Source organism: Microvirga thermotolerans (assembly GCF_009363855.1).
Classification (GTDB): domain Bacteria; phylum Pseudomonadota; class Alphaproteobacteria; order Rhizobiales; family Beijerinckiaceae; genus Microvirga; species Microvirga thermotolerans.
The window spans coordinates 2,341,170-2,353,883 of sequence record NZ_CP045423.1 but is presented as its reverse complement, the minus strand read 5'-3'; the positions used below and the strand labels follow the sequence as shown (position 1 = coordinate 2,353,883).

At 67.8% G+C, this 12,714-nt stretch carries 9 protein-coding genes and 2 tRNA genes; 6 read left to right on the top strand and 5 right to left on the bottom strand.

The window, feature by feature from the left end:
- The first annotated feature begins 3 nt into the window (after positions 1 to 3).
- Entirely contained in the window at positions 4 to 789 is a 786-nt protein-coding gene (locus GDR74_RS10920; protein ID WP_152586341.1) for an amino acid ABC transporter ATP-binding protein, read from the top strand.
- A 436-nt stretch (positions 790 to 1,225) separates the two neighbouring features.
- Here the strand turns inward: GDR74_RS10920 and sseA are convergent, their stop codons facing one another.
- The 4 genes from sseA to GDR74_RS10900 all read right to left on the bottom strand — a co-directional run bounded on the left by sseA (position 1,226) and on the right by GDR74_RS10900 (position 4,577).
- Entirely contained in the window at positions 1,226 to 2,080 is an 855-nt protein-coding gene (gene sseA / locus GDR74_RS10915) for a 3-mercaptopyruvate sulfurtransferase (RefSeq protein WP_152586340.1), read from the bottom strand.
- 41 nt (positions 2,081 to 2,121) lie between these two features.
- Entirely contained in the window at positions 2,122 to 2,835 is a 714-nt protein-coding gene (locus tag GDR74_RS10910; protein ID WP_152586339.1) for an alanyl-tRNA editing protein, read from the bottom strand.
- A gap of 96 nt (positions 2,836 to 2,931) precedes the next feature.
- Positions 2,932 to 4,380 (bottom strand): cryptochrome/photolyase family protein, encoded by a 1,449-nt coding sequence (locus GDR74_RS10905; protein ID WP_210251018.1) that lies wholly within the window; start codon positions 4,378 to 4,380, stop codon positions 2,932 to 2,934.
- Positions 4,381 to 4,502: 122 nt separating this feature from the next.
- Positions 4,503 to 4,577: transfer RNA gene (locus tag GDR74_RS10900), tRNA-Asn, on the bottom strand.
- 219 nt (positions 4,578 to 4,796) lie between these two features.
- On the opposite strand from GDR74_RS10900, the gene GDR74_RS10895 reads away from it, so the two are divergent.
- The 5 genes from GDR74_RS10895 to GDR74_RS10875 all read left to right on the top strand — a co-directional run bounded on the left by GDR74_RS10895 (position 4,797) and on the right by GDR74_RS10875 (position 10,699).
- Positions 4,797 to 4,870: transfer RNA gene (locus GDR74_RS10895), tRNA-Cys, on the top strand.
- A gap of 21 nt (positions 4,871 to 4,891) precedes the next feature.
- Positions 4,892 to 5,560 (top strand): protein-L-isoaspartate O-methyltransferase family protein, encoded by a 669-nt coding sequence (locus GDR74_RS10890; RefSeq protein ID WP_152586338.1) that lies wholly within the window; start codon positions 4,892 to 4,894, stop codon positions 5,558 to 5,560.
- A 236-nt stretch (positions 5,561 to 5,796) separates the two neighbouring features.
- Positions 5,797 to 7,152, top strand: a complete 1,356-nt coding sequence (locus GDR74_RS10885; protein ID WP_152586337.1) for a TolC family outer membrane protein — start codon at positions 5,797 to 5,799, stop codon at positions 7,150 to 7,152.
- A 129-nt stretch (positions 7,153 to 7,281) separates the two neighbouring features.
- The gene (locus GDR74_RS10880) at positions 7,282 to 7,899 is read left to right on the top strand and encodes a DUF2497 domain-containing protein (protein WP_194164512.1); all 618 of its coding nucleotides are present in this window, start codon (positions 7,282 to 7,284) and stop codon (positions 7,897 to 7,899) included.
- Positions 7,900 to 7,990: 91 nt separating this feature from the next.
- Positions 7,991 to 10,699, top strand: coding sequence for a valine--tRNA ligase (locus GDR74_RS10875; RefSeq protein WP_152586335.1), 2,709 nt, complete (start codon positions 7,991 to 7,993; stop codon positions 10,697 to 10,699).
- Between the two features lie 402 nt (positions 10,700 to 11,101).
- Here the strand turns inward: GDR74_RS10875 and GDR74_RS10870 are convergent, their stop codons facing one another.
- The gene (locus GDR74_RS10870) at positions 11,102 to 12,448 is read right to left on the bottom strand and encodes an Nramp family divalent metal transporter (protein WP_152586334.1); all 1,347 of its coding nucleotides are present in this window, start codon (positions 12,446 to 12,448) and stop codon (positions 11,102 to 11,104) included.
- Between the last annotated feature and the right edge of the window lie 266 nt (positions 12,449 to 12,714).

Here is a 12,714-nt window from a genome sequence, read left to right as displayed (position 1 = left end):
CCCATGACAACGACAACGACAGCACGGCAGACCCGTTCCTCCGTCGATTCCGCCAGCGAGGCGGCGGTTCAGATGATCGGCGTGCACAAGTGGTACGGCGAGTTCCATGTCCTCCGGGACATCAACCTCACTGTGCAGCGCGGCGAGCGCATCGTGATCTGCGGCCCTTCGGGCTCGGGCAAGTCCACGATGATCCGCTGCATCAACCGGCTCGAGGAGCACCAGAAGGGCCGCATCATCGTCAACGGGACGGAGCTGACCGGCGACCTCAAGCGCATCGATGAGGTGCGGCGGGACGTCGGCATGGTCTTCCAGCACTTCAACCTGTTCCCGCACCTGACCATTCTCGAGAACTGCACGCTGGCTCCGATCTGGGTCAAGAAGATGCCCAAGAAGGAGGCCGAGGAGATCGCCATGAAGTACCTGACCCGGGTGAAGATCCCGGAGCAGGCCAACAAGTATCCGGGGCAGCTCTCCGGCGGCCAGCAGCAGCGCGTGGCAATCGCCCGCTCGCTGTGCATGAACCCGAAGATCATGCTGTTCGACGAGCCGACTTCGGCGCTCGACCCCGAGATGGTCAAGGAGGTGCTCGACACCATGGTCAGCCTCGCGGAAGAGGGCATGACCATGCTGTGCGTCACCCACGAGATGGGCTTCGCCCGCCAGGTGGCGGACCGGGTGATCTTCATGGACTATGGGCAGATCGTCGAGATGAACACGCCCGACGCGTTCTTCAAGAACCCGCAGCACGAGCGCACCAGGCAGTTCCTCGCCCAGATCCTGCACTGAGCCGCGACGCTGCTCCTTTCGTTTCGGTCGAGGATGGGCAGCCTCGGCCGTCGTCCCCTTGCGCCAGGAAGCCTCATCTTCTCTGCATCGGGAGGTTCAAGGGTGAGAATGGTCGGGCCGAGACCGGCCATGGCAGGAGGGGGCAGCCCGCTTTCCGCGTCATTCCGGGACGCGCCTAAGGCGCGGGCCCGGAATCCATAACCGCCAGAATCAAGGTTGGGCGCAACGGAAACCGTCGCCCTCTTTTCCGAGCCGTCGATGTTCATGAGGCACCCGCATCGGGCAGCCTTCCGGCCCGGATTCGCCTCTGGCGCCGCGGAATGACAGGCCAAGCGTCTCGCATGTTCCGCTCACCAAGAGGGCTAGAGGAGAGCGGCGTCTTGTCCAATCGTGTCACGACGCGGGTATTGCACCCATGGAGGGAGCATCCTGCTGCTTACCGCTTGCGGGCCGGCCCCGTTTCGACGGGGAGGTCGTCCCGCGCGCCCCATTGCGCCCACGAGCCGTCATAGAGCGCCTTTGCCGGATGCCCCACCGTCTCCAGGGCGAGGGTCAGAATGGCGGCGGAAACGCCCGAGCCGCAGGTCGTGATGACCGGCCGGTGGGGGTCGACCCCTGCCTGGGAGAGCGCGCGCTCCAGTTCGGCCCGGTCCTTCAGGCGGCCGTTCTCTACGATTTCGCCGAAGGGCAGATTGAGGCTGCCGGGCATATGGCCGGAGCGAAGCCCCGGACGCGGCTCGGGGGCCTCGCCGCGGAAGCGGTCCGCCGGGCGCGCATCGAGCACCTGGACGGCGCCGCTCTCGATCGCCGTGCGCACTTCGTCGAGGCCGGCAACGGCACGGGGGTCGTAGGTGGGGCTGAAATGGCGCGGGGCCCGGGCTCTCGCCGGTCCGGTCTCGATGGGGCGGCCCTCGGCTCTCCACGCCGGGAAGCCGCCCTCCAGAATCCGGACATCCCGGGCGCCGAAGGCGAGGAAGGTCCAGCGCACCCGGGGCGCCGCGAACAGACCGGCGCCGTCGTAGACCACGATGGTCATGTCCTCGCCGATGCCCATCGCGCCGACCTGTCTGGCGAATTCCTCCGCCTTCGGAAGCATGTGCGGCAGCGGCGAGGACATGTCGCGGACCGTGTCGATGTCGAACCGGATCGCGCCCGGGATGTGCCCGGTGAGGAATTCCTCCTCGGGGTCCCGATTCTGGGCCGGCAGGTACCAGGACCCGTCGACCACGACGAGATCGGGATCGTCCAGGCGCTCCTGAAGCCATGCGGTGGAGACGAAAGGTTCGGTCATGGGCAGGTCCGAGGATGAAGGCGAATGGAAGCGGGCGGCGCTCAGTCCACGAGCGAAAGGCGTACGCGGCGGTTCTGCTTGCCCTTCTTCTCGATATCCGTGATCGCGACGGTTCCGATCTCGCCCGTCCGCCGCACGTGGGTGCCGCCGCAGGGCTGCAGGTCGATGCCTTCGATGGCGACGAGCCGAACCCGCCCCGTGCCGCGCGGCGGCTTGACGGACATGGTCTTCACGAGGCCGGGATTGGCGTCGAGCTCCTCGTCGGTGATCCAGCGCTCGGTCACGGCGGCGTCGCGGGCGATGAGGGCGTTCATCCTGTCGGTGAGATCCGCCTTGTCGAGGCCCGCATCCGGAATGTCGAAGTCGAGCCGCCCGTCGCCGTCGCCGATGGCGCCGCCCGTGACGGGATAGGGCAGGACCACGCTCAGTAGATGCAGGGCGGTGTGGACCCGCATGCGCCTGAAGCGGCGCTCCCAGTCGAGGACCACCTCCACCGGGTCGCCGGGCGAGAGGCGCGCGGCCGCCTCCGCCCCCACGAGATGGACGACCTTCGTGCGGTCCGGCGCATAGACCGTGTTGGCGATCGGCAAGTCCGTGCCTGCGTGGCGCAGATGGCCCATGTCGCCCGGCTGGCCGCCGCCCTGCGCGTAACAGACGGTTCTGTCGAGGATGACGCCGCCTTCCGGCGTAACGCCGACCACCTTCGCCTCGCAGGTTCGGGCATAGGCGTCGTCGCGAAAGAGAAGCTCGGTCATGGCAATTCCGGAAATGCGTATGGCTTCGCCGCCGCTGCGGCGGGAGAGGGATGCTGGGCCGAAGGGGAGGGGCGGGTCAAGCCGAATCGCCCCGGGTCAGGTCTGCGCGTCGCGCAACGCCCTGAATGCGCCGAGCGCGCGCTCGCGGGCGGCGCCATGGTCCACGATGGGGCGCGGATAGTTTTCACCCGGCGCGATCCCGGCCCGGCGCAGGACATCGCCAGGCGCATCCCAGGGCCTGTGGACGAAGGGGGAAGGCAGGTCCGCGAGTTCGGGCACGTAGGCGCGGACATAGGCGCCGTCCGGATCGAACTTCTCGCCCTGCGAGACAGGGTTGAAGATGCGGTGGAAGGGCGCCGAATCGGGGCCGGATCCGGCGACCCACTGCCAGTTGAAGGCGTTGTTGGCGGCGTCGGCGTCCAGCAGCGTGTCCCAGAACCAGGCTTCACCCTGCCGCCAGTCGGTCAGGAGATGCTTGACGAGGAACGAGGCGACGATCATCCGCACCCGGTTGTGCATCCAGCCCGTCCGCCAGAGCTGGCGCATGCCCGCATCCACGATCGGGTATCCCGTCAATCCCCTGCGCCAGGCCTCGAGCGCCGCATTGTCGCCGGCCCAGCGGAAATGCGCGAAGCGGGGGTTGCAGGGGGCGGTGGCGAGGTCGGGATTGTCGTGGAGCTGCTGGTGGCAGAAGTCCCGCCAGACCACCTCGCTCAGGAACTTCGCCGTGTCCGTCTCGCGCCCGTCGGCGCGGGCCGTCGCCGCGTGCCAGATCTGGCGCGGGCCGATCTCTCCGAACCGCAGGTGCGGCGAGAGGCGGGAGGTGGCTTCGGCGGCGGGGACGTCGCGCCGGCTGGCGTAGCCGGGAAGTCCCTCCTCCAGGAACGTGGACAGCCTCTCCTGCGCGGCCTGTTCCCCGCGCTGCCAGAGCCCGGTGAAGGGCGCGGCCCAGTTCGGGTTCTCCGGCTCGAGCCGGAGATCGGCGAGGGACCGGCTCGAATCGAGAAGCGAAGAGGGCCAGCCGCCCGCTCGGATCTCGCGCGGGCGGGGGAGGGGCGGAGCGACCGGCATGGCCGATACGGCCCGAAGATAGGGGGTGAAGACCTGGAACGGCCGTCCCGCCCGGTTCCGGACCTGCCAGGGCTCGTGCAGGAGCCGCCCGTTGAAGCTGCGGACGGCGATTCCCCGGGCGGTCAGCCGCGCCTTGATGGCCCGGTCCACGGCGATTTCCGCCGCCTGGTAACGCCGGTTCCAGTAGACGCCGGAGGGATTCGTCGTCTCGACAAGGCGGTCGACCACCTCCTCCGCCGGGCCCTGGAAGATGACGAGGCGGTTCCCGAGTTCCCGGAGGGAGCGGTCGAGCGCATCGAGCGAGCCGTGAAGCCACCACCGAGCGGCGCCGCCGAGGGGGCGCACCCCCTGCGACGATTCGTCGAGGATGTAGAGGCAGAGGAGGGGCGCTCCGCTGTCGACGGCGGCGCTCAGGGCCGGATTGTCGGACAGGCGATGATCGTCGCGGAACCATACGAGGGCTGGACCGGCCAAGCTTTCCCTCCCGGACAGACGCTTGAGGCGTGGCGCCGCCCCGAAGCCATGTGGCACCGCGAACGGCTCGGGCAATCGGACCGATGCGAGGGGCGGAGTCAATTCTTTTCCAGGGAGGAGGTTGGCTCCGGCGGTAGGATTCGAACCTACGACCAACGGATTAACAGTCCGCTGCGCTACCGCTGCGCCACGCCGGAATATGCCATACCTGCTGCGGAGGGGTCGGTTTTCCCTTCGCCGGCCGGAGGATCTGGAGAACCAGACGCCGCGTCGGCCCGAGGTGGGGTGGCATATACCACGGGTTCGCCGGCTTGCAAGCCCCCTCGCAACCATTATCGTGTCATAAAACGGACAGTTGCCCTTTGGGGCCGCGCTCTGCTATGGAGCGCCCGTCGCGTTCGCGGCACGCCCCGGATGGCCTCGTGGCGGAGTGGTTACGCAGAGGACTGCAAATCCTTGTACCCCGGTTCGATTCCGGGCGAGGCCTCCATCCCATCTTCTGAGGCAATCCATGGTCGATTTCTCGCAAGCGCGCCGGACGATGGTCGACAGCCAGCTGCGCACTTTCGACGTGAATGACATTCCGCTCCTGGATGCCATGGACAGCGTTCCCCGCGAGCGGTTTGTGCTCCCGGGCCGCGAGGAACTCGCCTACATCGACCAGAACGTCCTCGTGAGCGACGGTGCCGAGCGCCGCTTCATGCTCACCCCCATGGTCCTGGCCCGGATGATCCAGGCCCTCCGCATCGAGCCCGGCGAGCGGGTCCTCGACGTGGCCTGCGGGCGGGGCTATTCCTCCGCCGTTCTCTGCGAGCTCGGAGCCAGAGTGACCGCCCTCGAATCCGACGAGGCGCTGGCCCAGGCCGCCCGGCAGGCCCTCGAGGGAGCCGGCTACGGCTACGGCTCCGTCTCGGTCGAGGTCGGCCCTCTCGACCAGGGAAGTCCGGTCGATGGCGGCTACAACGCCATCCTCGTCAACGGGGCCGTGGACCTGCGCCCCGAAGGCCTGCTGCGGCAGCTTGCGGACGGCGGTCGTCTCGTCTGCGTGACCGGGCGCGGACGCGCCGGGCGGGCGACCCTCTACGTGCGGTCGGGGGATGCCTTCAGCGAGCGGAATCTTTTCGACGCTGCCGCGCCGGCCCTCGCCGCTTTCGAGGCAAAGCCCGGCTTCGTGTTCTGATCCGCCGCGTGCGGTGCGAACAGTGTCTCCTTTTTGCGCCACATCCCCAATATTCGCCGTCCGGCTCTTCGGTGCGATTGCGGTGGGACATCCCATCGGTATTGTTTCGCTTTGAGTCGTTTTGGTTAAGAAATTCAATGTTAAGGTAGGCGGAGCGAACCGCTCTTGGGACCGATAGGCAGGTGGGCGTGAACGAGAAGCGATTTTGGAAGAGGGGCCGCATATTCTTCGGCGCCATGACTTCGGCCTTCGTGCTAACGGGCGTGACCGGCGTATCCGCCGAGACGCTGGATAGCGCCCTGGCCCGCGCTTACGGCAACAATCCCTCCCTCAACGCGCAGCGCGCCAGCGTCCGGGCGACGGACGAGAACGTGGCCCGTGCCAAGTCGGGCTACCGGCCCCAGGTCAATGCTTCCGCCGATATCGGCCGCACCTATTCGAACGTGAAGAGGCCGTCGACTGCGGTCTCGAGCGGCGGGGAAAGCTTTCTCACACCCCGCGGCTACGGGATCGAGGTCGAGCAGTCGATCTTCAACGGCTTCCGCACGATGAACTCCGTGCGCCAGGCGGAGTCCTCGGTGCTCGGCGCCCGCGAGACCCTCAACAACAACGAGCAGAACATCCTGTTCGACGCCGTGACGGCGTACATGAACGTGCTGCGCGACACGGCGATTCTCGACCTCCAGCGCAACAACGTCGAGGTTCTCGACGAGCAGCTGCGCCAGACCCGCGACCGTTTCAACGTGGGCGAGGTGACGCGGACCGACGTGGCCCAGGCCGAGTCGCGCCTGGCCGGCGCCCGCTCACAGGTCAGCCTCGCCGAATCCAACCTGCGCACCAGCATCGCCCAGTATCGCCAGGTGATCGGCGTCGAGCCGCGCTCCCTGGCCCCTGGACGCCCGCTCGACCGTCTCCTGCCCAAATCCGTCGACGGGGCGCTGAGGATCGCCCTCAACGAGCATCCGGCTATCAAGGCGGCCGAGCACGGCGTCGATGTGGCGGAACTGCAGGTGAAGATCGACCAGGGGGCGCTCGCGCCCCAACTCGGCGTGCGCGGCGCGGTCGCGCAGCGCTACGACAACCAGATCACGGGCGACAAGGCCCTCTCTGCCTCCGTCGTGGCGCAGCTGACCGTGCCGATCTACGACGGCGGCGTCGCCTATGCGACCACCCGGCAATCCAAGGAAACCGCCGGCCAGCGCCGCCTGGAGGCCGATTCGATCCGGGATCAGGTCCGGGCGGCGGTGATCTCGTCCTGGGGGCAGCTCGAAGCCGCCCGCGCCCAGATCGTGGCGGCGCAGGCGCAGATCGACGCCTCCGAGACCGCCCTCAACGGCGTCCGCGAGGAGGCCCGCGTCGGCCAGCGCACCACGCTCGACGTCCTGAACGCGCAGCAGGAGCTGTTGACCGCCCGCGTCAACCTCATCACCGCGCAGCGTGACCGTGTGGTGGCGTCCTATGCGGTCGCGCAGGCCATGGGCCGCCTCAACTCGCGCAGCCTCGGCCTTGCGGTGAACCATTACAGCCCGAAAGTGCATTACGATCAGGTCAAGGACCTCTGGGGCGGTCTGACGACCCCCGACGGCCGCTGATTCAGCGGTGAAAAAGGCGGGCTGCGGGCTTTCCATTCGCTGCGGCCTCGCTTGCTTCTCCCTCCGCCCGTGAAATACTGAACGCATCTGAAAGCGTTTGATTCTAAACCTTTTGAGCGGATGCGGCGCATGAATGCAGTCAGTCCGAAGGCCCACGAGCCTTCGATGGAGGAGATCCTGGCGTCCATCCGGCGCATCATCGCCGACGATCAGGAGGGGCTGCAGACGCCGGAAGCAGACCGCGGCGAGGCCGCGCCCCTTCGCGCCGTGCGCGAGGCGAGAGAAAGCCAGGTGATCCCGCTCACCCCGCCGGACGAGCGCGATCCGTCCGATCCGTTCGACGGCGTCCTCGCGGCCATGGTCGACGACATTCCGGCTTCCGTGGCCGAGTTCCCTCAGGCGAAGCCGGCAAAGGTCGACGGTCTGGAGCTCCGTTCCGCCGCGCCGGTTTCCGGCCATGCCGCCCCTGCCTCGCCCACGGCCGAGGTTCGGGGAGGGGCTCCGGCCCGATCGGTCGCGGGCAGCCAGGACGCGCTTCTCTCCGGCGCGGCCGATGCCTGCGTGGCCGATGCCTTCGGGCGGCTCGGGGCGGCCGTGGCGGGAAGGAGCAGCCCCGCGACCATGGAGGATTTCGTCGCCGAGCTCCTGCGCCCCCTCCTGAGGGAGTGGCTCGACGAGAACCTGCCCCCTCTCGTGGAGCGTCTGGTCCGGGCCGAGATCGAGCGCATTTCCCGCGGGGTCCGGTGAGTTTCGCGTCCATCGGTTGACTTCGCCCGATCCGTCCGGTTTGTAGCCGTCATGACGCGCGCGTTTTCGCGCCAAACCGCCGGTATTCACCATGATGGACAAGACGTTCGATCCCGCCGCCGTCGAGGCGCGCATCTCCGCCCGCTGGGACGAGGCAGAGGCCTTCAAGGCCGGCCGCGCGGATCGCAAGGACGCGACGCCCTACACGATCGTCATTCCCCCGCCGAACGTGACGGGCTCCCTGCACATGGGACACGCCCTGAACAACACGATCCAGGACATCCTGTGCCGGTTCGAGCGCATGCGCGGACGCGACGTGCTCTGGCAGCCCGGCATGGACCATGCGGGCATCGCGACGCAGATGGTGGTGGAGCGCCAGCTCATGGAGCGCCAGATCCATCGCCGGGACCTCGGCCGTGAGGCGTTCGTCCAGCGCGTCTGGGAGTGGAAGGAGGAATCGGGCGGGCGCATCAAGGATCAGCTCAAGCGCCTCGGCGCCTCCTGCGACTGGTCGCGGGAGCGCTTCACCATGGACGAGGGCCTCTCCCGCGCCGTGCTGAAGGTGTTCGTGGATCTCTACCGTCAGGGGCTGATCTACAAGGACAAGCGCCTGGTGAACTGGGACCCGAAATTCCAGACGGCGATCTCCGATCTGGAGGTCCAGCAGGTCGAGGTGAAGGGCAACCTGTGGCACATCCGCTATGCGGTGGAAGGCATGCCCGACCGCTCCATCACGGTGGCCACCACCCGTCCCGAGACGATGCTGGGGGACGTGGCCGTGGCGGTTCATCCCGAGGACGAGCGCTACAGGGATCTCGTCGGCAAGTTCGCCGTCCTGCCCCTGGTGGGCCGCCGCATCCCGATCGTCGCCGACGCGTATTCCGACCCGGAGAAGGGCACGGGTGCCGTGAAGATCACCCCGGCGCACGACTTCAACGACTTTGAGGTAGGCAGGCGCCATGCGCTGCCGCTCATCAACATCTTCGGCACGGAAGCGGAGCTGGCGCTCAAGGGCAACGAGCCCTTCCTGGCGGGCCTGCCGGCATCGGCGGATCTCGACGCGGTCCTCGCCCTCGATGGGTTGGACCGGAGCGAGGCCCGCAAGCGCATCGTCGCCATGCTGGAGGAGCGTGGGCTGCTGGTTCAGGTCGAGCCGCATGTCCATTCCGTTCCGCACGGGGACCGCTCCGGCGTCGTGATCGAGCCTTATCTCACCGACCAGTGGTACGTGAACGTGAAGCCGCTCGCGGAGCGGGCGCTCGCCGCAGTCCGCAAGGGAGAGACGAAGTTCGTTCCGGAAAGCTGGGAGAAGACGTACTTTCAGTGGCTGGAGAACATCGAGCCCTGGTGCATCTCCCGCCAGCTCTGGTGGGGGCATCAGATTCCGGCCTGGTACGACGAGGACGGCAACGTCTTCGTCGCGCCCAGCGAGGAGGAGGCGAAGGCCGACGCCCGCGCGCGCCACGGACGCGACGTGCCGCTCCGGCGCGACGAGGACGTGCTCGACACCTGGTTCTCCTCGGCCCTCTGGCCGTTCTCGACCCTGGGCTGGCCGGACGGGACGCCCGAGCTCAAGCGCTACTATCCCACCAACACGCTGGTGACGGGCTTCGACATCATCTTCTTCTGGGTCGCCCGGATGATGATGATGGGCCTTCATTTCATGGACGAGGTGCCCTTCGACACGGTCTACATCCACGCCCTCGTCCGCGACGAGAAGGGCGCGAAGATGTCGAAGTCGAAGGGCAACGTCATCGACCCGCTGGAGGTGATCGACCGATACGGCGCCGACGCCTTGCGCATGACGCTTGCCGCCATGGCGGCGCAGGGGCGCGACATCAAGCTCAGCGTGCAGCGCGTCGAGGGCTACCGCAACTTCGCGACGAAGATCTGGAATGCCGCGCGCTTCGCCGAAATGAACGGCTGCCGCCGCGTGGCCGGATTCGATCCGAAGGCCGTGAAGGAGACGCTCAACAAGTGGGCGCTCAGCGAATGCGCGAAGGCCGTGGCCGAAGTGGCGGCCGGCATCGAGGCCTACAAGTTCAACGAGGCCGCGCTCGCAGCCTACCGCTTCGTCTGGAACGTCTTCTGCGACTGGACGCTGGAGCTCGCGAAGCCCGTGCTGCAGGGCGCCGACTCTCCCGCCAAGGACGAGACCCGCGCCACCGTCGCCTTCATCCTGGACGAGATCTGCAAGCTGCTGCACCCGTTCATGCCCTTCCTGACGGAGGAGCTCTGGGACGTGAAGGGGCGGGAAGGGCCCAAGCGCGAGACCGTCCTGGCGCTCGCGCCCTGGTCGCGCCTCGACGGCCTGGTCGACCCCGCCGCCGAGGCGGAGATCGGCTGGGTGGTCGACCTTGTCACGGAAATCCGCTCCGCCCGGTCCGAGACGAACGTGCCCGCCGGCGCGCAGATCCCCCTCGTCCTCGTCGCGCCCTCGGCCGACGTGCGGGCCCGTGCCGAACGGTGGGGAGACATCGTGAAGCGCCTTGCGCGCCTCTCCGACATCGCCTTCGCCGATGCCGCGCCCAGGAGCTCCATTCAGCTCATCGTCCGCGGCGAGACGGCGGCCCTGCCCCTCGAAGGCGTGATCGACCTCGCCGCCGAGCGTGCGCGCCTCGCCAAGGAGATCCAGAAGCTCGAGGGCGAGATCGCGAAGATCGATGCCAAGCTCGGCAATGCGGATTTCATCAGTCGGGCGCCCGAGGAGGTCATCGACGAGCAGCGCGAGCGGCGCGAGGATGCCGCGGCCCGCAAGGCGAAGATGGAAGAGGCCTTGGGCCGCCTGAAGCACGCGTGAGAGGCCGCGCTTCTCCCTTCCATCCCACCCTCCGTCGTCATGGTCGGACGTGATCCGGCCATTCCCGTCCCGCCCTTGTGGCGCATGGGATGACGTGGATCCCCGGGACAAGCCTGGGGAGCGACGGGGTGCGATGGAACCGCGACGTGCTTTCCCTCCTCACCGATCCCGGATGTTCCCGGGGTCGGCCCTATGGATGCGCAAGTCGGGAACACCCGACTTGCGAGGGGGAGGGATTAAGGGTGGGAGTGCCGGCGCCACGATCTCGGAACGTCGCGCCCACACCCCCCTCTCCAGCTCTCCCCCGCAAGGGGGAGAGATCGCGATGGCGCTTCCTGAGGAAGAGGGAGGGCAGGGCGGCGCGGCGCGCGCACGCTGCGAACTGCCGGAGGCGGGCGATGCTCATCCCATCACGAAATCCACCAGCAGCTTCACGTTCAGCACCACGATCACGGTCGCGATCACGGCTGCGATGGCGGTGAGCCAGCGCGGGGCCACGAGGGCGCCCATCTTCGGGCGCGAGGCGGTGAGCAGCACGAGCGGAATGACTGCGAAGGGCAGCTGGAGGCTCAAGATCACTTGGCTCAGGATGAGCAGTTTCGCCGTGCCGCTCTCGCCGTATGCGATCGTGACGGCCGCGGCGGGGATGATGGCGAGGCCGCGGGTGATAAGGCGCCGCATCCAGGGCGGCAGGCGGAAGTCGATGAAGCCCTCCATGACGATCTGGCCCGCCATGGTGGCCGTGACGGTGGAGTTGAGGCCGCAGCAGAGCAAGGCGATGCCGAACAGGGTGGGAGCGATGGCGGCGCCCAGCAGGGGCTGGAGCAGGGTGTGCGCCTCGCCGATCTCGGCAATCTCCGTCCGCCCCGTCTTGTGGAAGGTGGCGGCCGCCAGGATGAGCAGGGACGCGTTGATCGTGAGCGCGAACATGAGCGCGAGGGTGGAATCGAGCGTCGCGTAACGCAGCGCTTCGCGCTTCTCCGGAAGCGTTTCGCCATAGGCCCGCGTCTGGACGATGCCCGAGTGCAGGTAGAGGTTGTGGGGCATCACGGTCGCGCCGAGGATGCCGAGCGCCAGGTAGAGCATGTCGGAATTGGTGACGATCTCCGTCGTCGGCGCGAAGCCGCGGAGCACGCCGCCCCATTCCGGGTCCGCCAGGGCGATCTGAATCCCGAAGCAGAGGGCGATCACCCCGAGCAGGGCGATGACGAAGGCCTCCACCCAGCGGAAGCCGAGATTCTGCAGGTAGAGAATGAGAAAGACGTCGAGCGCGGTGATCACCACGCCGATCTCCAGCGGCAGCCCGAACAGCAGGTTGAGGCCGATGGCCGTGCCGATCACCTCGGCAAGGTCGGTGGCGCAGATCGCGAGTTCGGCGAGGGCCCAGAGCACCCAGGAGACGGGCTTCGGGTAGGCATCGCGGCAGGCCTGCGCCAGGTCCCGTCCGGTGGCGACGGCAAGACGCGCGCACAGGGCCTGGAGCAGGATCGCCATGATGTTCGAGATGAGCGCGACCGAGAGGAGCGCATAGCCGTATTTCGAGCCCCCGGCGAGGGAGGTGGCCCAGTTGCCGGGATCCATGTAGCCGACGGCCACCAGATAGCCGGGACCCAGGAAGGCGGCGATCCGGCGCCATTTCGAACCGGGCCGGACCGCGATGGAACGGCTCACTTCCGGAAGGGACGGCAAGAGCCGTTCGCGGCGCCAGCCGTTTTCGGGGACAATCGAGGAGGGGCGCGAGGCGTCCATGGGGCTCTTTCTGCAGTTGCAAGCTATTTGCAAAAAAAGTAGCGGGCCTCCGGGCCTGCGGCAAGGGGTTTTTCCAAGAAGGCGCCGGGGAGCGGGGAGCCGGTCGCGGAATCCCTTCGACGGCCGCTGACGAGGAGGAAGCATCGCTGTGGAATGCATGGCCGCGAACCGGCGGTCGGTCCCGCGGTCCGCGCCCTGGGGAAGCGGATCCCCGAGGGGCGGCCTCGTCCGGAGCGTGACAAGCGCCGTCCGATTTGGTTAGAGCA